The sequence below is a fragment of the Billgrantia pellis genome (assembly GCF_008297955.1).
In the GTDB taxonomy this organism is placed as follows: domain Bacteria; phylum Pseudomonadota; class Gammaproteobacteria; order Pseudomonadales; family Halomonadaceae; genus Halomonas; species Halomonas pellis.
The window spans coordinates 57081-78568 of record NZ_VTPY01000003.1 but is presented as its reverse complement, the minus strand read 5'-3'; the positions used below and the strand labels follow the sequence as shown (position 1 = coordinate 78568).

Annotated in this window: 21 protein-coding genes; 14 read left to right on the top strand and 7 right to left on the bottom strand. The window is 63.5% G+C overall.

The features are described from left to right. The first annotated feature begins 122 nt into the window (after positions 1–122). The 5 genes from F0A17_RS06275 (at position 123) to pepN (ending at position 5080) form a co-directional block, all read left to right on the top strand. Complete coding sequence (locus F0A17_RS06275) at positions 123–593, top strand: GNAT family N-acetyltransferase (RefSeq protein WP_149327509.1); 471 nt, start codon at positions 123–125, stop codon at positions 591–593. A gap of 61 nt (positions 594–654) precedes the next feature. After that, complete coding sequence (locus tag F0A17_RS06270; protein WP_149327508.1) at positions 655–1140, top strand: YajQ family cyclic di-GMP-binding protein; 486 nt, start codon at positions 655–657, stop codon at positions 1138–1140. Positions 1141–1253: 113 nt separating this feature from the next. Then, complete coding sequence (locus tag F0A17_RS06265; protein ID WP_149327507.1) at positions 1254–1787, top strand: Hsp20/alpha crystallin family protein; 534 nt, start codon at positions 1254–1256, stop codon at positions 1785–1787. Between the two features lie 175 nt (positions 1788–1962). Continuing rightward, on the top strand, positions 1963–2373 hold the full coding sequence (locus F0A17_RS06260; RefSeq protein WP_149327506.1) for a YbaN family protein: 411 nt from the start codon (positions 1963–1965) through the stop codon (positions 2371–2373). Positions 2374–2443: 70 nt separating this feature from the next. Beyond that, a complete protein-coding gene (gene pepN / locus F0A17_RS06255) occupies positions 2444–5080 on the top strand; it encodes an aminopeptidase N (protein WP_149327505.1) in 2637 nt (878 codons plus the stop codon). A gap of 51 nt (positions 5081–5131) precedes the next feature. Here the strand turns inward: pepN and F0A17_RS06250 are convergent, their stop codons facing one another. Genes F0A17_RS06250 through F0A17_RS20945 form a run of 4 tightly spaced genes read right to left on the bottom strand, consistent with a single transcriptional unit; the run spans position 5132 to position 7691 of the window. Next, on the bottom strand, positions 5132–5419 hold the full coding sequence (locus F0A17_RS06250; RefSeq protein ID WP_149327504.1) for a hypothetical protein: 288 nt from the start codon (positions 5417–5419) through the stop codon (positions 5132–5134). Positions 5420–5436: 17 nt separating this feature from the next. After that, the gene (locus F0A17_RS06245; protein ID WP_149327503.1) at positions 5437–5823 is read right to left on the bottom strand and encodes a CBS domain-containing protein; all 387 of its coding nucleotides are present in this window, start codon (positions 5821–5823) and stop codon (positions 5437–5439) included. Positions 5824–5847: 24 nt separating this feature from the next. Next, the gene (locus F0A17_RS06240) at positions 5848–6198 is read right to left on the bottom strand and encodes a P-II family nitrogen regulator (protein WP_149327502.1); all 351 of its coding nucleotides are present in this window, start codon (positions 6196–6198) and stop codon (positions 5848–5850) included. Continuing rightward, positions 6195–7691: a DUF1538 domain-containing protein gene (locus tag F0A17_RS20945; protein WP_323849405.1), complete on the bottom strand. Its 1497-nt coding sequence runs from the start codon at positions 7689–7691 to the stop codon at positions 6195–6197. The genes F0A17_RS06240 and F0A17_RS20945 overlap by 4 nt, the downstream gene beginning before the upstream one ends. A gap of 509 nt (positions 7692–8200) precedes the next feature. Between F0A17_RS20945 and F0A17_RS06230 the strand changes: the two genes are divergently transcribed. Continuing rightward, positions 8201–9022 (top strand): hypothetical protein, encoded by an 822-nt coding sequence (locus F0A17_RS06230; RefSeq protein WP_187774640.1) that lies wholly within the window; start codon positions 8201–8203, stop codon positions 9020–9022. A gap of 122 nt (positions 9023–9144) precedes the next feature. On the opposite strand, the gene F0A17_RS06225 is transcribed toward F0A17_RS06230, so the two are convergent. After that, the gene (locus tag F0A17_RS06225) at positions 9145–9351 is read right to left on the bottom strand and encodes a cold-shock protein (protein ID WP_104202088.1); all 207 of its coding nucleotides are present in this window, start codon (positions 9349–9351) and stop codon (positions 9145–9147) included. Positions 9352–9710: 359 nt separating this feature from the next. Here F0A17_RS06225 and F0A17_RS06220 point away from each other — a divergent pair, with 359 nt between their 5' ends. Further along, a complete protein-coding gene (locus tag F0A17_RS06220; RefSeq protein WP_149327501.1) occupies positions 9711–10352 on the top strand; it encodes a LysE family translocator in 642 nt (213 codons plus the stop codon). Between the two features lie 65 nt (positions 10353–10417). Here the strand turns inward: F0A17_RS06220 and F0A17_RS06215 are convergent, their stop codons facing one another. Beyond that, entirely contained in the window at positions 10418–12370 is a 1953-nt protein-coding gene (locus tag F0A17_RS06215; RefSeq protein ID WP_149327500.1) for a transglycosylase SLT domain-containing protein, read from the bottom strand. Between the two features lie 196 nt (positions 12371–12566). On the opposite strand from F0A17_RS06215, the gene F0A17_RS06210 reads away from it, so the two are divergent. The 7 genes from F0A17_RS06210 (at position 12567) to sixA (ending at position 20519) form a co-directional block, all read left to right on the top strand. Next, positions 12567–13088 carry a PaaI family thioesterase gene (locus tag F0A17_RS06210; RefSeq protein ID WP_149327499.1) on the top strand — a complete coding sequence of 174 codons (522 nt, stop codon included), beginning with the start codon at positions 12567–12569 and terminating at the stop codon, positions 13086–13088. Beyond that, positions 13081–13551: a PaaI family thioesterase gene (locus F0A17_RS06205; RefSeq protein ID WP_149327498.1), complete on the top strand. Its 471-nt coding sequence runs from the start codon at positions 13081–13083 to the stop codon at positions 13549–13551. Before F0A17_RS06210 ends, F0A17_RS06205 begins: the two co-directional genes overlap by 8 nt. 92 nt (positions 13552–13643) lie before the next feature. Beyond that, positions 13644–15548: a molecular chaperone HtpG gene (gene htpG, locus F0A17_RS06200; RefSeq protein WP_149327497.1), complete on the top strand. Its 1905-nt coding sequence runs from the start codon at positions 13644–13646 to the stop codon at positions 15546–15548. A gap of 281 nt (positions 15549–15829) precedes the next feature. Then, positions 15830–17401, top strand: a complete 1572-nt coding sequence (locus tag F0A17_RS06195; RefSeq protein ID WP_149327496.1) for a Re/Si-specific NAD(P)(+) transhydrogenase subunit alpha — start codon at positions 15830–15832, stop codon at positions 17399–17401. Positions 17402–17417: 16 nt separating this feature from the next. Beyond that, positions 17418–18860, top strand: coding sequence for an NAD(P)(+) transhydrogenase (Re/Si-specific) subunit beta (locus tag F0A17_RS06190; RefSeq protein WP_149327495.1), 1443 nt, complete (start codon positions 17418–17420; stop codon positions 18858–18860). A 121-nt stretch (positions 18861–18981) separates the two neighbouring features. Continuing rightward, complete coding sequence (locus F0A17_RS06185) at positions 18982–20049, top strand: NAD(P)H-dependent glycerol-3-phosphate dehydrogenase (RefSeq protein WP_149327494.1); 1068 nt, start codon at positions 18982–18984, stop codon at positions 20047–20049. Next, positions 20046–20519, top strand: coding sequence for a phosphohistidine phosphatase SixA (gene sixA, locus F0A17_RS06180; RefSeq protein ID WP_149327493.1), 474 nt, complete (start codon positions 20046–20048; stop codon positions 20517–20519). Before F0A17_RS06185 ends, sixA begins: the two co-directional genes overlap by 4 nt. A 13-nt stretch (positions 20520–20532) precedes the next feature. Here sixA and F0A17_RS06175 read toward each other — a convergent pair whose 3' ends face one another. Beyond that, positions 20533–21480 (bottom strand): AEC family transporter, encoded by a 948-nt coding sequence (locus F0A17_RS06175; RefSeq protein WP_149327492.1) that lies wholly within the window; start codon positions 21478–21480, stop codon positions 20533–20535. Positions 21481–21488 lie beyond the last annotated feature (8 nt).

The window sequence follows — 21488 nt, the reverse complement described above, 5'->3', positions numbered from 1 at the left end:
CGCCAGCATGCCGTCGCATCACGTGGTCGACAAGCATGTCGACGGGTGAAATGATTTCATCGTTCCGGCCGGCAGGCTCGCCGGCGCTACCCCTTTGGCTGGTCCCTCTCGGGAGATTCTGCATGACCGTCACATTGCGCCAGGCTCGTCCTCAGGACTTGGATGCGCTCTATCGCCTGGAGCTGGTCGCTTTCAGTGGCGATCGCTTCAGTCGGCGCCAGCTCTGGCATCTGCTCAACCGGGCGCATGCCGTAAGCTGGGTGGCAGAGGATGACGGCCGTCTGCTGGGCTATGGCACCCTGCTGTTTCGTCGCGGCAGCGCCCGCGCCCGGCTCTACTCGTTCTGTATCCATCCCGAGGCACGCGGTAGCGGATTGGGCCGACGCCTGCTCGAGGCGTTGGAGCGTCGGGCTGCGGCACGTGGGGCTCAGGCACTTGGTCTCGAGGTGCGAGCGGACAACCGCATCGCTCTGGGGCTCTATCGTCGCATGGGGTTTCGCCTCGAGCGTTGGCTTGAGGCCTACTACGAGGATGGTTGCGCCGGTTGGCAAATGGTCAAGCCGCTCGATGCATCGGCGTCGCTTCCGACGTAGGTGCGCAGGGGGCGAACGAGGCTGTTAGACTTCCGACATCACCGGCAATCAGGACAATACCATGCCTTCCTTCGATATCGTTTCCGAGTACGACAAACACGAAGCCAGCAACGCGGTTGATCAAGCCAACCGCGAGATACAGGGGCGCTTCGATTTCAAGGGCGTTACGGCCGGTTTCGAACTCAATGACGATACGGTTCAGCTCGAGGCCGAGGTGGACTTCCAGCTCAAGCAGATGCTCGACATATTGCGCAGCCGGCTGATCGCGAGGGGGATCGATGCGCGCTGCATGGAGGTTCAGGAACCTGAGCTTTCTGGCGTACGGGCACGCCAGGAGGTCAAGCTCAAGCAGGGGCTGGAGCAGAAGGAGGCCAAGGATATCGTCAAGCGTATCAAGGACAGCAAGCTCAAGGTGCAAGCCCAGATCCAGGGGGACAAGGTGCGGGTGACCGGCAAGAAGCGTGACGACCTGCAGCAGGTGATGGCCACTTTGCGTGGCGAAGAGGGCCCCGACCTGGCTCTGCAGTTCGATAACTTTCGCGACTGATTGCCCTTGAAATCCGGCCCGGCGCCACTAATTGTTCGATGGCAAAGGCAGGGGTGCCGAACAAGCACTACCCGCTATGCGTCACGTAATCGGAATCGAACGGGAGGTGGCGTATGAAACTGCAGAAATTCTCTCCGTGGAACTGGTTCAAGAGCGAAGGCGCCGACGCACCTCGGCCGTCGGTGCCGGCGGAAACCCGGCATGGCGGGGTCTCTCCGCTGCTGGGGATGCATCAGGAGCTGGATCGCTGGATGGATAGTGTGATGCGCCAGTTCGGCATGCCGAGCCTCGGGACCCGGTTCGGCGATATGCCGAGCCTGCTGCGTCCCCAGCTCGATATCGCCGAGCGCGACGATGAGTACCTGATCAGCGTCGAAGTACCGGGCGTGGAAGAAAAGGACATCAAGCTTTCCCTGGAAGACCATCGCCTGGTCATCGAAGGCGAGAAACGACAGGAGAACAGCTCCCGTGAGGATCGCTTCCAGCGCATCGAGCGCTCCTATGGCAGCTTCCGCCGGGTACTCGACTTACCGAGCGATGCCAGGCCCGACGATATCAAGGCCTCGTTTGCCAAGGGTGTACTGTCGGTTCGAGTTCCACGCAATCCCGAAGCGGCGTCGAATCGCCGGGAAATTCCCATTCATTGACGCGGTGAAAGCCGCCGTACCCGCGAGCTCGCCCTTGGGCGGGCTCGCTGTTTTTCGGATGGGCAGCCGGCGCGGCAGACGTCGCCGAACGACGCTATAGCCACAGGCGATTGGCTCCCGCAGCATGGATGGGCTTCAATGTAGGAAACGGCAATCTTCGCCATGGGAGAGGCGCATGCATTCGCTAGGTCGCGCGGTTTATATCGCCTTGGCATGGTTCAGCTTCGGTCTCGGCGTCATTGGCATGTTCCTGCCGCTGATGCCCACGACCTGCTTCATGCTGCTGGCCGTGTGGGCAGCGTCACGTGGCTCGCCGCGTTTTGCCTTGTGGATTCGCGAGCACCCCCGCTTCGGTCCCGCCGTGGTGGCCTGGGAAGAGGAGCGAGCGATTCCCCGCCACGCCAAGTGGCTGGCCGGAGGGATGCTGGCCTTTTCCATCCTGACCCTGCTGCTGACTCTGAGCCTGCTGTGGTTGAAGGCCACCCTGTCCATCGGTCTGGTACTGTTGGGGGTGTGGATCGCTACTCGCCCCGAGCCGGCTCGCGTCACGGGTGCGGTGTCACCGGTGCGTCTCTTGCGGCGCTGAGCCGGTGCCTTTGAGGTTCGGCAGGCGGCACCCGTACAATGGTCCTCGACCATGGACAGGAGCCATCCCGATGTCTGAACCCAAGCCGACCTATCGACACGACTATCGGCCGCCCGCCTATCGCGTTCGTCACACTGAATTGCGTTTCGACCTGGAGCCCGGCGCGACCCGGGTCCGGGCGCGCCTGCACGTCGAACGCCACCCCGAGAGGCAAGCCGGCGAGCCGCTCGTGCTGGATGGCGAGCAGTTGCTACTGACGTCGATCGCCATCGACGGCCAGGCGTTGGCCGAGGCGGAATATGCCCTAAGCGATACCGGCCTGACCGTGCTGCGCCCCCCCGAACGCTTCCTGCTCGACACCGAGGTCGAGATCTCGCCGCGGGAAAATACGGCGCTGGAAGGGTTATACCTTTCCAACGGCATGTACTGTACACAATGCGAAGCCGAGGGCTTCCGTCGGATTACCTATTATCCCGACCGTCCCGATGTCATGGCGACCTTCTCCACCACGGTGGTGGGAGACAAGGCGACCTTGCCCGTGCTGCTGTCCAACGGCAACCCGGTGGAACGGGGCGAATTGCCCGATGGCAGGCATTTCGTCACCTGGGACGATCCGTTCCCCAAGCCCAGCTACCTGTTTGCGCTGGTGGCCGGCGATCTGCAGAAGGTGGAGGACCGCTTCACCACCATGAGCGGGCGAGACGTCACCCTGCAGATATGGGTAGAGAAGGCAAACCTGGGCAAGACCGACCATGCCATGGCCTCGCTCAAGCGGGCCATGCAGTGGGACGAGCAGACCTACGGTCGCGAATACGACCTGGACCTGTTCATGATCGTGGCGGTGGACGATTTCAACATGGGGGCCATGGAGAACAAGGGGCTCAACATCTTCAACACAGCGGCAGTGCTGACCCATCCGCATACCGCCACCGACGCCACCTTTCAGCGCGTCGAGGGCATCGTCGCCCACGAGTATTTCCATAACTGGTCGGGTAACCGGGTTACCTGTCGCGACTGGTTCCAGCTCTCTCTCAAGGAGGGCTTCACGGTGTTCCGCGACCAGTGTTTCTCCGCCGACGTCAACTCGGCCCCGGTGAAGCGCATCGAGGACGTGGCCTTCTTCCGTACCGCCCAGTTCGCCGAGGATGCCGGCCCCACCGCCCACCCGGTGCGTCCCGACCATTACATCGAAATCGGCAACTTCTATACCCTGACCATCTACGAGAAGGGTGCCGAAGTGGTGCGCATGCTATGTAACCTGGTGGGTTGGGAAGCCTTTCGCCGCGGCAGCGATCTCTATTTCGAACGCTTCGACGGCCAGGCGGTGACCATCGAGGACTTCGTCGACTGCATGGCCGAGGCCTCGGGGCTGGACCTTTCACAGTTCATGCTGTGGTACTCCCAGGCCGGCACGCCCGAGATCGATGCTCATGGCGAGTATGACTATGCCAATGCCGAGTACCGTCTCACTCTGCGCCAACGTACCCCCGCCACACCCGACCAGCCCGAAAAGCTGGCGCTGCACATTCCCATTCGCATGGGGCTGGTGGGAACCAAATCAGGACGCGACCTGGCACTGACACTGGACGGCAAGCCGTTAGACAGGGATGGCGTCATCCATCTGCGCGAGGCGGAGCAAACCTTCGTTTTCACCGACGTACCCGAGGCGCCTGTGCCGTCGCTGCTGCGTGGCTTCTCGGCCCCTGTGCAGCTACGCTTCCCCTACGGCCGTGAGGACCTGGCCTTCCTGCTGGCCAACGACTCCGATGGCTTCAATCGCTGGGACGCCGGGCAGCGGCTGGCCATGCTGGCGCTGGACGACCTGATCGCCGCTCATCGTAACGGTGTCGAGAAGGTCATGGATCCGCGCGTGGTCGAAGCCTTCCGCGCCCTGCTGGAGCGCGGCAGCAAAGACAAGGCGGTGATGGCCGAGATGCTGACGCTGCCCAGCGAAGCCTATATCGCCGAGCAACAACCGCTGGTGGATGTCGAGGCGATCCACGCCGCGCGTACCTTCGTCGAACAATCGCTGGCCGCGGCGCTGAGCGATGACTTCCTGCGTCTCTACGAGGAGAATCGCAGCGACATCCCCTATGCGCCGACGCCCGAGCAGATCGGTCAGCGCAGTTTGAAGAACGTGGCGCTCTCCTACCTGATGGCGATCGAGGACGAGCAGGCGGTCGCGCTTGCTCATCAGCAGTTCGAAGCCGACCACAACATGACCGACGTGCGGCATGCGCTGACGTTGCTGGTCCACAGCAGCCGCGACGACCTGGCCGACCCGGCGCTGCGTGCCTTTGGCGAGAAGTGGGCCCACGAGCCGTTGGTCATGGATCAGTGGTTCGCCATTCAGGTCACCCGTCCGCAGACGGATGCCTTGGAGCGTGTCAGGTACCTGATGGGACATCCGGCCTTCTCGCTGAAGAACCCCAACCGGGTACGAGCGCTGGTCGGCACTTTTGCCAACCAGAACCGTATCAATTTCCACCGCACCGATGGCGAGGGCTATCGGCTGCTGACCGACGTGGTGATTGAACTCAACCGGCTCAATCCCGAGATCGCCGCTCGTCTGGTCACGCCGCTGACTCGCTGGCAGCGTTTCGACGAGCCTCGTCAGGAATTGATGAAAGGCGAACTGGAACGCATCCGCGCCGAGAAGCTCTCGCCCAACGTGTACGAGGTGATCGAGAAAGCCCTGGCGCAGTGAGTCCGTGTCCATTGGGCGAAGGGAGGACGCGAGCGGCCTCCCCTCCGCCCATCAATAGATTAGCCAGCTCAATACTGTGACGCCGAGTACTGCCCAGATCAGTGTGGCGACCAGGCGGCGGCGCAACAGCGCGCGCAGCGCCAGATAGAGCAGCCACAGGCCGAGCAGGAGAACCCCTAGGCTGATCAGGGTGGGCGGAATGCCCAGCGCGCTTGTCAGTGCATCGAAGAAGTTTCGCACGGAAGCGCCCAGGCTGTGGAAGAACACAAGCAGCAGGTCGACCACGAAGCGGATGATCTCGCCCAGTGTGCGACCCAGCCAGGAAAAGAAGTCTTGCATATGCGAGTCCGGTCGGTTCACTCGATCATGTCGAGCACGGTGCCTACGATATCGTCCATGGTGACCAGACCCAGCAGCTGGTTGTCGTTGAGCACCAGCACGCGTTTCACCACACTGTCGGTCATCAGGCTCGCGACATGGCGAACGTCCAGCGACTCACCAACGCCGATCGCCGGTTTGGCACAGACGTCGTAGACATTGATCAAGTCGATGTCGCCGTTCTCGGCGACGATGGTCTTGAGGATATTGGTGTAAGTGATTAGCCCCCAGGCATCATGGGCATCCTGCTGTTCAACCACCAGGCATTTTAGATTGTGGCGTTTCATCAGGCTCAGCGCGTCGCGCAGCGTGGCGAAAGGTGACACCGTCACCACGTCGCGTTTCATGATGTCCTTGACCAGCATCGTTCTCTCCGTCAATTCATCCGCTCAGTCATCTTGCCTGAGCCGCTCTTCGAAGCGCTTGATCTGCGCCATGTCGATGCCGCCGAGGTGTTCGACGGGCAGCGTCATCACCAGACCGCGCGAATCGTCTCCCATGGGATTGAGTACCTGACGTATCGCCTTTAGCACCTTGAGCGACAGGCTTCTTTCCAGCGTCATCAGCATGATGCTCTGGCTACCTTCATAAGTCAGTCCGAAGAAGGTCTTCTTGCGTTCCCCTCCTATGCCGCGTCCCGACATGAGTGTCATGCCCACCGCACCTGCCTCGGTGGCGGCATCGATGCACTGCTGTTCGATATCTTCCGGCACGATGGCAACCAATAGCGAAAACTTCATGCTGTCTTGTCTCCCGGCTGCGCCAGTTTTTCCACCAGAATGGCATAGCCCATGACGGTAACGATAGGAAAGATCGAGGCGAAGGCGATCAGGCCGAAACCGTCGATCAATACGTTGCGGCCATCGATCTGGCTGGCCAGTCCGATGCCGAGGGCAGTCACCAACGGAACCGTTACCTCCGACGTCGTCACCCCACCCAGATCAAAGGCCAGCGCTACGATATAGCGAGGCGCAAGGGCGGTCAGCAGAATCACCAGCAGGTAACCCGCAATAATGTAGTGGTGGATGGAATCTCCCGTAATGATGCGATGCACGCCTATGGTGATACCGATTGCCACGCCTACCGCGACCAGGAGACGAATGATATTGCCCTGAATCTTGCCTGCCGCGGCTTCCTCGGCCTGATTGCCGATGGCTATCAAAGCCGGTTCGGCCATGGTCGTGGCGAAGCCTATGCAGAAGGCGAACAGGTATATCCACGCCCAGCTGTCGAAACCGATCAGTTGTTCGGCCATGCTCTGTCCGATCGGAAACAGGCCGAGCTTGAGCCCGATGACGAAGGCATAGAGTCCCACGATCACCAGCGCGAAGCCCACTCCGACTTTGAGCGGGTCAGCCAAAGGGCGACGCAGGATGACGTACTGGAAGAACAGGATGACCAGGAGGATAGGAAGCACGTCGCGCAACATGCCGAACAGGTCGAGAATCATCGTCACCCAGCCGGCCGGTGGCGTCATGTCCGCCTCGGTGAACAATAGCTCGGTGCCGCTTGCCATCGTGCCAGGATCGGCATAGACCAGAACGCCGTAAAGCTGCACGCTGATCATCGGCACCATCACGGCCAGCGCCACCAGACCGAAGCCATCGACCAATGGGTTACGACCACGAATCGAACTGGCCAATCCGATCCCCAGCGCAGCGATGAGTGGTACGGTTACGATATTCGTCGTCACACCACCGGAGTCATAGGCTAGCCCTACGATTTCCTCGGGGGCAAAGAAGGTCACCAGCACGACTATCATGTAGCCGGCGATCACGTACCAATGGAGGGAATGGCCGAGAATGACTCGGAAGACGCCAAGGGCCATCACCAGCCCGACCGAGCTGGCCACGATCAGCCGAAGGGTGAGGGCGTCGATGCGTCCCTCGCTGATAGTCGACGCCTGCTCGGCTACGGCAATCAAGGCCGGCTCCGCCACGACAGCGGAAAAACCGATGGCAAAGCCGAACAGCATAAGGAGGGGCATGGAGCCGCGGCGCGTGAATTGGTTGGCGAGCCGCTTGCCCACCGGGAAGATGCTCAGCTCGAGCCCTTGCAGGAACAGTGCGACGCCGATGGCGACGATCATCAGCCCCATGGCCATACCGAACCCGCCTTCAGGCCACTCGCGGAGCAGAAGGGCTTGGAAGCCGACCACGACGACGACGATCGGCAGCAGGTTACGCAGGGCATGAGCCAGCGCGTGCAGAAAATCCTTGAGTTGCGCTACCAAGACCGACTCCAGGCTATGAACGCTTGGGCAAGGGCAGCCGTCAGGCATCATTGCGGACGGCTGGCTCGGGCGGCCGCCACACTATACCATCGGTCCATGATATTGAGCAGGCGCTAATTCAGGCTACCAACGTCGCGCAACGAGCCCGGTAAGTGGGGCGGGACGGGAGAGAACCAGGAGCGTGGCACCGATCGTTGTGCCGGTCCTGCTGGCATACGCGCGATGCCGACGAATGCCGTCTGCTGAACGTGGCCGAGGAAATGGCGAGCGCTGCATGCTGCGTCACCCATCATGGCCGTATCGCGGCGGGAGAGGCGGAAGCGCTGCGGGCGGCGGCCTGGTCGCTCGAGTGTCCGCTGCCGATCGTCATGGACGACGGAGTGGGAGGGATCGTTCTCCTCCCATGCTGTCCAAGAGTCAGGGCTTGCAGGCCCGGCGGCTTGCAGCGACCTCCGGGCTCTGCTGCAATAAGGCCCCTTTGCTGGCCTCGAATGGATGGGAGATAGCCGATGGCGAAGACACCCTATATAACGGCTGCGCTGCTGGCCCTCGCACTGGGTCTGGCCGGTTGCGGAGATGGCGACGAGGAGGCCACGTCCCAGGTTGAGGATACCGAATCCGCTGCCGAGGCCGACGCGATGGGAGAAGAGCCCTCGACACCGCCGCCTGCGGAGGATGCCGAGGAGGCTGCACAGGGTGCGGAGCGGGAAAACGGAGCTGAGGCTGGCTCGTCTTCGCCGCCTGCACAGAATGATGACCGGGCGCTGGAAGAGGGGGCGGGAACGGAAGGAACTCCCCCGGCACCGGAGTCGAACGAAGAGGAGGCGATCGAACCCGAGGCCCTGGGAGAGTCACCCGACGAGACATTGGAAGAGGGTGGCGCGCTGCCCGGCGAACCGACTCGCTCCGACGTCGAGGCCATTATCGAAGAGACCGAGCGACGCTTCGAAGAGGCTCAACGACGCATCGACGAACAGTTCGAGGAGGTGGAGCGCGATGTCCCACCGCTGGAGCCGATGGACGGATCGACGGATTTCGAGCCAAGCCTCGAGCCCATGGGGGACGACGAGCGTGGCACTTCGGCCATCGACGAAGAAGCGCAGCGTCGTGGCGAGACCACCCAGTCGGACATCGATGCGCTGTTGGAAGAGACCGAGCGTCGCTTCGAGGAGGCGCAGCGTCAGCTCGACGAGCAGTTCGAGGAGGCGGAGCGGAGCGAGCCGGGAGGCGACCTACCGAGGATCGAGCCCGAACCGCAAGCCGAATCCGCCACTGAGCCGGAAGGCGAGTCCCGAACCGGAAATCGGGCCGAATCCGATCCCGAGTCTTAGGGGAGTTAGACGTCGTGGTCTGGTAGTGGAGCGGGGCACGAAAAAGGCCCACCTTGGTGGGCCTTTCGTCTGGCTACCCGGCGGAGATCAGAAAGCCGGGCCGGATCGAACGAGGCGATGCCTCAGTTGGCGATCCGGATGTTGGAGGCCTGAAGGCCTTTCTTGCCCTGGGTGACGTCGAAGGTGACCTTCTGACCGTCCTGCAGGGTCTTGAAGCCTTCAGCCTGAATCTCGGAGAAGTGGGCGAACAGGTCGTCACCGCCGTCGTCCGGAGAGATGAAGCCGTAGCCCTTGGTATCGTTGAACCACTTGACAGTGCCAGTTGCCATTGTCGATTTTCCTTACTTACAGATTGATCGTGCTGGGCACACGGCATTGCCGGGCCCGAAGTGCGTGGGCAAGAGAAGAAAAGTGCGCTTCGGGTGTATCGACAAAGCGAAATACAACGGACGACTTTCCACTTGCAGGCCAACGCAGCGGTTTGCGCGATGGCCGAAGGGGCATTGTATGCTACCTGCTCCAGCCAATGCGGTCCGCTCAATCCACTGTAGATAGAAAATATCGGAGCGTCCAGAGAATCCCGTTGCTCTGATTGTGCCATGCCGATCTCGGCACGACAGCGGTCGGGTTGTCGCGGTATGCGGAGCATGCGAGCCCGCCGCACCGACCCCCTAGCGGAGGTAACCCCATGCTGGACGTTCATTTTTGGCCGTTTGTCATCGCCATCACGCTACTGTCGATGACGCCGGGCGTCGATACCCTGCTGGTGATACGCAACACCGCGCGTGGCGGCGTGCGCGATGGCGTGCTCACCAGCGTGGCGATCTGCTGTGGCCTGTTCGTCCACGCCACCGTTTCGGCATTGGGAATCTCGCTGATCCTGTTGCAGTCGGCGTGGGCCTTCAGCGTCCTCAAGCTGGTCGGGGCGGGCTATTTGATCTGGCTCGGCATGTCAGGGTTGACGGCGGCCTGGCGCGGCACCGGACGGCTCATGGCCGCCATGGGAGGCGAGCGCCAGCCCATGCCGATATGGCGCCCGCTGCGCGAAGGGCTGCTGTCCAATGTCCTCAACCCGAAGACCGTGATCTTCTACATGGCTTTCCTGCCCCAATTCATCGCCCCGGGGGATCCGGCACTGATCAAGTCGCTGTTCCTGGCCGGCGTGCACTTCGTGATCGCCAATCTGTGGCAGGTCGCCGTTGCCGTGACGGTAGGCAGCGCGGGCCGTTGGCTCGGCAGCCGGCTGTTCGCCAGGGCCTTGAATGGCGCAACCGGAGCGGTGCTGATCGCGCTTGGTGTCAGACTGGCACTCGAGCGACAACCGAGCTAGGCGCCACGATGGCAGCGGGCCCGACGAATCGGGCCCGCTGCGGAGCAAGCCGCGTTTTTCCCGATTCAGTTTCGGGCCAGTAGCGAAGCGTCATAGCGCATGGTGGTCTCCGCCTCGCTGAGCATGACAACCCCTTCGGTACTGCCGCCGTTGGCCAGGCTCTCGAAGATCACCCGATAGGAGAGCACCGCCTGCACGTAGTCGCGCGTCTCGCGGAAGGGAATGGTCTCGACGAACAGGTCGAACTCCTCCGGTGCGTCGCGCAGCCAGCGGTCCACCCGTCCGGGGCCGGCGTTATAGGCGGCGGCGGCGGCCAGGCGGTTGCCGCGGTAGCGGTCGACCATGTCGCGTATATAGGTGCTCCCCAGACGAATGTTGAGCTCGGGATCGAGGACACCGTAGGGGCCGGGGTCGCTGATGCCGAGCTGTCGGCTCAGCAGGGTCGCGGTACCCGGCATCAGCTGCATCAGGCCGCGCGCACCGGCCGGTGACAGTGCCTCGGGGTTATAGGCACTCTCGCGGCGGGCAATGCCCATCAGCAGGAAGGGGTCGACACCGTTGCGCTGCCCCCAGTGCAAGAAGTGCTCTCGGTAGGCCTCGGGGAATCGCCAGTCAAGTGCGTCCCAGAGCTGGGCGGTAATGGTGGTCTGTACCAGCCGCGCGTGCCAGCCGCGGCGGGCGGCGTAGTCGGCCAACGCACGCACCTCGCGCGGTGAGCCGTTGGCCACCGCATGCAGCCATTCGCTGTTGGCCAGGCCCTCCTCGCCAATGCGCTGTAGTGCCTCAGTGCGCTGCACGGCTGGCCATGTCTCCACTTGGCGCCGGAGGTCCTCATCGAACCGGTTGCGCTCCAGGTTCAGCGAGTAGGGGCGATCGATGCGGTCGGCGGCGGCGAAGCCGAAGAAGTTGCGCTCCTGTGCCGCCTGGGCATAGGCCACCTCGGCCTGCTCCTGATGACCCAGTTGCTCGTGCGCGCGTGCTTCCCAGTATTGCCAACGGCTCTCGTTGCGTATCTCCTCGGGCATATGTTCGAGCCACTGCAGCACGTCGGCCCAGTCGCGGCTGGCAAGTGCCTGACGAATGCGTAACTCCAGCACGCGCGGTGTGGCGATCCGGGGCAGCGCTTCGTCGACCCAGCCTCGATTGTTGCCGATATCGCGCACCAGCGAGTAGAAAGCCAGATCCTCCTCGATGGCGTGCCGGTGCTCTTCTTCGATCGGCAGGTGCGGGGCGATCTTGCGCCATGCCTCGAGCGCCGCCTCGGTGTCGGCGCGGGTAAATCCATGCATGGCGGCGGCGAACAGCGGGCCGCTGCCGAGGCACTCGGGGCCGATGCAGGTCGGCACCTGGGTGATGGCGGCGTAGTCGCGCTGCAGCCGATCCACGGCTTCGCGGCCCTCCTGCCAGCGGTTGTCGAGCAAGCGACCCAGATAGCTGGCGAGGCCGTTCTCCCCCCGCTGCCAGGCGAGCATCTTGCGCTGCCAGATGGCGAATTCGTCGATCTCGCCATTCTCGCGCAATCGATCGAACAGGGTATCGCAGGCCGAGGGCTGGGAACGCCCCACGTTCCATAGCGAACGACCGCCCTCTGCCGCCGCTTGCGGATCGCTGACAAGCAGTGCCGTATAATAGTGGCATTGGCGTTCGGTGCCGCTGGGTTCGCCGTCGGCCACCTCGATCAGGCTGCCGTATCGGCCGGCCTCGCCATAGCGGCCGATGGCCTGGCCGCGCATCCATTCCGCCAGTGGTGAATCCCGGTGTCGCTCGATGAAGTCGAGAACTTCGCCGGGTTCAGCCTGCGGCAGGCGGCTACGCAGGCGGTGGTATTCGACGTAACCCTCCAGTACGTGACCGCCGATGGCGGCCTCGTCGATACGATGCCACTGCTGATTGCGCGCGGCTTCGAGTGCCGTACGCATGACGCTGTCGCTGGGCTGGGCATGCGCGGTAACGGAAACGCTCAGAGCGGCTGCGGCGAGCCAACTCGTCGCGCGGCGAAAAGATAAGAAATGGCGCATGTTGAACGGCCTCCGGAAGGCGGTGACGAATCACCCGTATCCTCGCTGATTGGCGTCGTCTTGAGTAGACCGTCGCGGCGTTTTCTCGCTATGTCAACGGCCTTTTTCTCATGGGCCGGTAGCCGCGACGGCGCTTGTTTCCCCGTTGGGCTCGGACTAGTCTAGAGAGCTGATCAAACGCTTGTTGGAGGGTGGGGTGAGAGAACGTGAGGAGCCGCAGAGCGGGTCTGCCGTGGCAGGTCGAAATCCCGACAGCTGGCGAGTCGGCCTGAGCCGTTTCGTCAGCGTCATCCCGCACACTCGCGATCTCGGGCTCGAGGTCGAGGAGGTCAGCCCGCCTTGGGTGCGCATGTGTCTGCCGTGGCGAGACGAGCTGCTGGGCGATATCGACCGCGGGCTCGTTCATGGCGGCGTATTGACAATGTTGCTCGATACCGCCTGCGGTTCCGCCGTGCTCTGCGGCTTGCCCGCCCCCGAGGTGTGCCCGACGCTGGATCTGCGTGTCGATCATTATCGGCCGGCCGTTGCCGGCCTGGCGATCCGGGCCGAGGCGCGCGTCGTTCGGGTGACCGCCTCGATGGTCTTCACCGAGGGCACGCTGTGGCAGGAGCCCGGGCGGGCGATCGCCCGGGGAGTCGGCAACTTCGTCCGCCTTGGCGCACGCAACACTCCGCCAGGCTTTGGTGAGGCGCTGTTCGGAGAAGCGGACCATGCATGAGGGGTTCCGCGACGTGGCCTGGCTGGCCCGGACCCATGCCGAGGGAAATGTCGCCGCCTGGCTCGAGCGGCTTCCCTATGCTCGCCTTATCGGCGTCAGCGCCACCCCCGACGAAGAAGGCGAGGGGCTGATCTATCAGCTCGAGCCGCGTGAGTTCAACGTCGGCAACATCCTGCTGCCGGCGCTGCATGGCGGCGTGGTGGCGGCCTTCATGGAAACCGCCGGCACTCTCGACCTGATGCTGTCGGCGCGCGAGCCGCGGCTGCCGCGTATCGTCGACTTCTCCATCGACTACCTGCGCACGGCTCGCGTGGTGCCCACCCATGCCCGCTGCCGACTGCTGCGCGAGGGGCGGCGCCTGGCCAACGTCCAGGTCACCGCCTGGCAGGAGTCGGAGGATCAACCGGTGGCCACGGCCCGTCTGCATCTGGTGCTGGGGGCGCTGGAGCCGAACGACGCTTGAAAATCCAAAGTCGGTCCCCATATCGCTGAACAGTTCTGAAACGGCGGCGCATCACGCGCCGCCGCGGGTTCAAGCCATGAGGTAATCGATCCATGTCCACGACCGCTCACGAGGAAACCCTCGGCTTTCAGACCGAGGTGAAGCAACTGCTGCACTTGATGATTCACTCCCTGTACTCCAACCGGGAGATCTTCCTGCGCGAGCTGATTTCCAATGCCGCCGACGCCTGCGACAAGCTGCGCTATGCGGCACTCGACAACGATGCGTTGTACGAAGGCGACAGCGAACTGCGCATCGAGATCGAGCACGACGAGAAGGCCGGCACCGTCACCGTGCGCGACAATGGCATTGGCATGGACCGCGACGAGGTGATCCAGAACCTCGGCACCATCGCGCGCAGCGGTACCGCGGAGTTCCTCAAGCAGCTCTCCGGCGAGCAGCAGAAGGACGCGCGCCTGATCGGCCAATTCGGGGTGGGCTTCTACTCCAGCTTCATCGTCGCCGACGAGGTCACGGTGCGCACGCGCAAGGCGGGCACGGACAAGGCCGAAGGCGTCGAATGGCGTTCGAAGGGCGAGGGCGAGTTCACCGTCGCCGACCTGGAGCGTGACCTGCACGGTACCGAGATCGTCCTGCACCTCAAGAAAGACGCCAAGGAGTTCGCCGACGACTTCCGCCTGAGGAGCCTGGTGCGCAAGTACTCCGACCATATCGAGGTGCCGGTGCGCATGCCCAAGGTCGAGACGGCCAAGGACGACGAGGGCAACGAGATCGAGGGTAGCGAGGTCACAACCTGGGAGACCGTCAACGAGGCCACGGCGCTGTGGGTGCGGCCCAAGAGCGAGATTTCCGATGACGAGTACAAGGCCTTCTACAAGCACGTGGCCCACGACTTCAGCGATCCCCTGACCTGGAGCCACAACAAGGTCGAGGGCAAGCTCGAGTACACCAGTCTGCTCTACGTGCCGGGACGCGCACCGTTCGACCTCTATGAGCGTGACGGATCGCGGGGCGTCAAGCTCTACGTTCAGCGCGTCTTCATCATGGACGACGCCGAGCAGTTCCTGCCGCTCTACCTGCGCTTCATCAAGGGCGTGCTCGATACCCGCGAGTTGTCGCTCAACGTCTCTCGCGAGCTGCTGCAGCAGGACCCGAAGGTCGAGAAGATCAAGGGCGCGCTGACCAAGCGCGCGCTGGACATGCTCAAGAAACTGACCAAGGACAAGGAGGCCTACCAGACCTTCTGGAACACCTTCGGCAGTGTGCTCAAGGAAGGTCCCGCCGAGGACTTCGCCAATCGCGAGAAGATCGCCGGTCTGCTGCGCTTCTCCTCCACCCACACCGACAGCGCCACCCAGGACCAGTCGCTGGCCGACTACGTCTCGCGCATGAAGGAGGGTCAGGAGAAGATCTACTACATCGTTGCCGACGGCTTCAACGCGGCGAAATCGAGCCCGCACCTGGAGATCTTCCGCAAGAAGGGCATCGAGGTGCTGCTGCTGCATGATCGGATCGACGAGTGGCTGATGAGCCACCTCAGCGAATTCGAGGGCAAGCGCTTCGTCGACGTGGCCAAGGGTGAGCTCGACCTCGGCGAGATCGAGGGCGAGGAAGAGAAGAAGGCCCAGGAGGAAACCGCCAAGGCCAAGGAGGACCTGGTCAAGCGGGTCAAGGAGGCACTGGGCGAGGCGGTGCAGGAGGTCAAGGTGACCCATCGCCTGACCGATTCGCCGGCCTGCGTGGTGCTGCCCGAGCACGAGATGGGCTACCAGATGCGCCGTATCATGGAAGCCGCGGGCCAGAAGATGCCCGAGGTCAAGCCGATCCTGGAGCTCAACCCGGCGCATGCGCTGGTGGCACGGCTCGAAGGGGCCGAAGGCGAGCGCTTCGACGATTTGGCCCAGGTGCTGCTCGATCAGGCGATCATTGCCGAGGGCGGCCATCTCGATGATCCGGCGGCGTACGTGCGTCGCCTCAATGCCCTGCTGACGACCTAGACCTTCGCGACGGGCGTCGCAGCAGCGACGCTCATGCTTCGCGGAAGTTGCTTGCCAGCGTTCTCAAGCCGCCTACGGGCGGCTTGCTCTTGTCCATTTGCGCCGCCTCTTTCTGCCTTTGACGTTAACGTCACCTTTGGTTTTTTTCCGAAATTTCAGCTGCATAGTGTTACATTCAAGGGTAGCCGAAAGGCCGCGCTGCGGTTGTGCATTGCGGCATGCTCAGGTATGAATAACTGTTTGCCCGATTCGACTTTCTATAACCATAAGGGAGATCCAACGTGAAGATTGGTGCACCCAAGGAGCTCGCCAAAGGAGAGGCGCGTGTCGCGCTGACCCCCGACAGTGCGCAGTTCATCCAGAAGCTTGGACACGAATGCCTGGTTGAGACCGGCGCCGGCACGGCTGCCGGCTTCGATGACGACGCCTATCGCGCGGCCGGCGCCACGGTGGTGGAGAGCGCCGAGGCGCTCTGGCAAGAGGCCGAGGTCGTGATCAAGGTGCGCGAGCCTAGCGATGAGGAAGCCGCTCGGCTGCGCGATGGCCATACGCTGATCAGTTTCTTCTGGCCGGCCCAGAACGAGGCGCTGCTCGAGAAATGCCGGGCCAAGGGCGCCACCGTGGTGGCCATGGACATGGTGCCGCGCATCTCCCGGGCGCAAAAGATGGATGCGCTCTCCTCGATGGCCAACATTGCCGGCTACCGGGCGGTGATCGAGGCGGGCAACAACTTCGGGCGCTTCTTTACCGGCCAGGTAACCGCTGCCGGCAAGGTGCCGCCGGCCAAGGTGCTCGTGATCGGGGCCGGCGTGGCGGGGCTTGCCGCCATCGGTACCGCGACCAGTCTCGGTGCAGTAGTACGCGCCTTCGACGTGCGCCCTGAAGTCGCCGAGCAGATCGAGTCCATGGGCGCCGAGTTTCTGTTCCTCGACTTCGAGGATAGCCAGGACGGCTCCGAGAGCGGCGGTTATGCAGCACCGTCGAGCCCCGAGTTTCGCGAGAAGCAGCTGGCGCTGTTCCGCGAGCAGGCGCCCGAGATCGACATCGTCATCACCACCGCCCTGATCCCGGGTCGTCCTGCGCCCAAGCTGTGGCTCGAGGACATGGTCAAGGCGATGAAACCCGGCTCGGTGATCATCGACCTGGCCGCCGAGAAGGGCGGCAACTGCGACCTGACACGCCCCGATGAGCGGATCGTCACCGACAACGGCGTGGTGGTCGTGGGCTACACGGATTTCCCGTCGCGCATGGCCACGCAGGCCTCCCTGCTCTACGCCACCAACATCCGTCACATGCTCACCGATCTCACGCCCGAGAAGGACGGCGTGATCGTTCACGACATGGAGGATGACGTCATCCGTGGCGCGACGGTGGCCCACCAGGGCGAGATCACCTTTCCGCCCCCGCCGCCCAAGGTGAAGGCGATCGCCGCGGCGAAGCCGAAGCCCAAGGAGAAGGAGCCCACCCCCGAGGAGAGGCGGGCCGCCGAGCATGCCGCTTTCAAGGCCCAGACCAAGCGTCAGGCGATCCTGCTCGGCGCCGGCGGCCTGTTGATGCTGCTGCTTGGTCAGGTGGCGCCCGCTTCCTTCATGCAACACTTCATCGTCTTCGTCCTGGCCTGCTTCGTCGGTTTCCAGGTGATCTGGAATGTCAGCCACTCGCTGCATACGCCGCTGATGGCGGTGACCAACGCCATCTCGGGAATCATCATTCTGGGGGCGATCCTGCAGATCGGCTCGGGCAACGGCCTGGTGGTGTTCATGGCGGCCATCTCGGTGCTGATCGCCACCATCAATATCGTGGGCGGCTTCCTGGTGACACGCCGGATGCTGGCCATGTTCCAGAAATCGTGAGCGGCGGAGACAACACATGCTGAGTCAAGGATTCGTGTCTGCCGCAGCGATAGCGGCAAGCGTACTGTTCATTCTCTCACTGGGAGGATTGAGCAATCAGGAGAAGGCCAAGCGGGCGGTATGGTACGGCATCATCGGCATGGCCGTGGCAGTGTTCTTCACTGCCTTCGGGCCGGGCATCGGCGCCTATTGGGTGATGATTCCGATGATGCTTGTCGGCGCGGTGATCGGCGCCTACGTGGCCAAAAAGGTCGACATGACCGAAATGCCACAGCTGGTGGCGGCTCTGCACAGTTTCGTTGGCCTGGCGGCGGTGTTCGTAGCCTGGAGCGCCGACCTCGAGCGGCGGCGCGTGCTGGCGGCCCGGGCCCTCGATGCGGGCACCGAACAGTTCTCGGCCTTCGCCGCCCTGGTGGCCACCAAGGCGCCGGACGAGCTGATGTTCCTGCAAATCGAGGTGGTCCTGGGGGTGTTCATCGGGGCGGTGACCTTCACCGGTTCGGTGATCGCCTTCGGCAAGCTGGCCGGCAAGGTGGACGGCAAGCCGAAGCAACTGCCCGGCGGGCACCTGCTCAACGCGGGCGCCGCGGCACTGTCGCTGCTGCTGGCCATTCTCTACCTCAACGGTGCCGGCTTCTGGACGCTGCTGCTGATTGCCGCACTGGCCTTCTTCATCGGCTACCACTTGATCATGGGCATCGGCGGTGCCGACATGCCGGTGGTGGTATCGATGCTCAACAGCTATTCGGGCTGGGCCGCGGCGGCCATTGGCTTCACCCTCTCCAACGACCTGTTGATCGTCACCGGTGCCCTGGTGGGCTCCTCCGGTGCCATCCTGTCGTACATCATGTGCAAGGCGATGAACCGCAACTTCGTCAACGTCATCCTGGGTGGCTTCGGTGGCAGCCAGGGTCCGGCGGCCGAGATCGAGGGCGAGCAGGTGGCGATCGACGCGGGCGGCGTGGCGAGTGCGCTCAACGATGCCGACAGCGTGATCATCGTGCCGGGCTACGGCATGGCCGTGGCGCAGGCCCAGAACGCCGTGAGCGAGCTGGTGCGCAAGCTGCGAGCCGCCGGCAAGCAGGTGCGCTTCGGTATTCACCCGGTGGCGGGGCGCCTGCCCGGGCACATGAACGTGCTGCTGGCCGAAGCCAAGGTACCCTACGATATCGTATTGGAGATGGATGAGATCAACGACGACTTCGCCAGCACCGACGTGGTGATCGTCATCGGCTCCAACGACATCGTCAATCCTGCCGCGCAGGAGGATCCCAACAGCCCCATCGCCGGTATGCCGGTGCTGAGGGTATGGGAGGCCAAACAGGTCTTCGTCTGCAAGCGGGGCCAAGGCACCGGTTACTCGGGCATCGAGAACCCCCTGTTTTTCAAGGACAATACGCGCATGTTCTACGGCGATGCCCGGCAGAGCATCGACTCGCTGCTGTCGCAAATCGATTGAGGTCTCGCGGGCGCGCCATCGGCAGCGTGCCCCTCCTCTCGAACGGGCCCCTTCGGGGGCCTTTTTTGGTTACACTCTTCTCGTTCTCTTGCGTTCCTTCTACCGATTCGCGGGGCAAGACATGTCAGAACCACCCATGCGAGTAGTGGTGCTTGGCGGCGGCAGCTTCGGCACTGCGCTCGCCAGTATCGCCGCCGATAACGGGGCCGAGGTGCGCCAATGGCTGCGCGACCCCGAGCTGGCGGACCAGATCAACCGCGAGCATTGCAACCCCCGCTACCTGCCGGACTTTGCCATCAACCCGGCGGTGCGCGCTTTGAGCGACATGCAGGCGGTGCTCGCCGGGGCCGACCTGGTACTGGTGGCGATTCCCTCCCAGGCCTTTCGTGAGGTGGTGCGCCAGGCGCGCCCCTGGCTCAACCCGGACCAGATTCTGGCAAGCACCACCAAGGGGATCCAGGAGGAAGGCTTCAAGCTGATGAGCCAGATCCTCGAGGAGGAGACCGGCTTCGCGCACATCGGCGTGATCTCGGGGCCCAACCTGGCGACCGAAATCGCCCAGAAGCAGCTCACCGCGACCGTAGTGGCCAGCGACGATCCGTTGACCCGCACCCGGGTCCAGCAGGCGTTGGGCTGCGATTATTTCCGCGTTTATGCCAGCAACGACCGCTATGGCGTCGAGCTGGGCGGGGCACTGAAGAACATCTATGCCATCGCCGCCGGCATGGCCGCCGCCCTCGGCATGGGCGAGAACACCCGCAGTATGCTGATGACCCGTGCGCTGGCCGAGATGGGCCGTTTTGCCGTGAGCCTGGGGGCCAATCCCATGACCTTCCTGGGGCTCGCCGGCGTGGGCGATTTGATCGTGACCTGCTCGTCGCGGCTGTCGAGGAACTATCGGGTGGGGTTCGCCTTGGGGGAAGGCAAGCCCCTCGATGAGGCCGTGGCGGCGTTGGGCCAGGTAGCCGAAGGGGTTAATACGGTACGCCTGGTGCGCGACAAGGCGCATCGGGCGGGAGTCTACATGCCGCTGGCCGAGGGGCTTTACCAGGTGCTGTTCGAGGGCGTGCCGGTACGCGAAATGGCGCACATGCTGATGCGCGGCGAGCAGAGCAGCGACGTCGAGTTTCTGCTGTCGCGCGAGGATGTTCAGCAGGCCCATCGCCGCGTCGAGGCGCGGCGCAAATGAATCGCCTGCTGATCATGCGCCACGGAGACGCCGCGCCCGGTTTCCCCGATCACGAGCGTGAGCTGACCCCGCGCGGGCATGCCGAAACGGGACGCATGGCCGACTGGCTCCGAACGCAGGTGCCGGGGAGGGGGCGCCTGCTGTCGAGCCCTTATCGGCGCGCCAGGCAGACGGCCGAGCACGTGGCTGCGGCTTTCGGTGGCACGGTGGAAACGCTGGCCTGCGTGACGCCCGACGACTCGCCGGCCATTGTGGTCGATTGGCTGTTGGCGGACGAAACCAGCGAGCCCTTGATCCTGGTTAGCCATATGCCGCTGGTCGGCGCGCTGACCGGCCTGCTCGTCGAAGGACGCGCCGACCGTGGCCCGGGTTTTCCCACTGCGGGGATAGCCGAGCTCGAGAGCGACGTCTGGGCGGCGGGCTGCGCTACGCTGCTACGTTTGGTCGCACCACACGACATCCGCTGCTAGGCAAGGCCGTGGCCTAGATCCAACCCACGACACGAAGCAGAAATACGCCCAGGGTAACGGTCAGGCTGGCCAGCAACGTGGTCAAGGCAATGATGTTGGCGGTGAGGGTCGCATTGCCGCCCATCGCCTTGGCCATCACGAAGCTGGCCGCTGCCGTGGGGCTGGCGAAGAACAGGAACAACACCCCCAGCTCACGCCCCTCGAAACCGACCAGCCGGGCAGCCAGCGTGGCCAGTAGCGGTAGGGTGACCATTTTCATCAGACTGGCACCGGTGGCCAGCCTTCCGGACGCCTTGATCGAGCCGAGCGACAGGGTGGCCCCGATGCAGATCAACGCCAGCGGCAATGTCAGCGAGGCGAAATATTCGCCGGAAGTCATCAGCCAGCCGGGCAGGCGCAGCGCTAGGGCAGCGACGGGTACGGCAGCCACAACGGCCAGAATCAGGGGGTTTCGGGCAATGTGGACGATAATGCTGCGCCAGTTGGTACGCTGGCCTTCCCGGTAGGTGGCCAGCGCAATCACCGAAAAGACGTTATAGGTCAGGATCACCACGCCGAGAAGCAGGCCGCCGGCGGAAAGGCCGTAGTCGCCGTACATGCCGGCGGCCAATGCCAGCCCGACGATACCGCAGTTGCCGCGAAAGGCACCCTGCACGTAGACGCCGCGGTCGGCTCTGGGCACGCGCAGGATCGCCCAGCCCCACGCCGTCAGGAAGCTGCCCAGCGTGGCCAGGGCGAAGAACAGGAGCAGGGCGGGGTTCAACGTGGCATCAAGGTCGGCCTGGATGATGCTGAGGAAGATCAGTGTCGGCATGGTCGCCTTGAAGACCAGGCTCGAAGCGGTGGCAATGAACGCCTGGTCGATCCAGCCCAGCCGCTTGAGCGCCAATCCGAGGAAGACCATGGCGAAGACCGGCAGGGTGATTTCCAGGGTGCCGAGAAAGAGGTCGTATAGGCCCATGTCAGCGG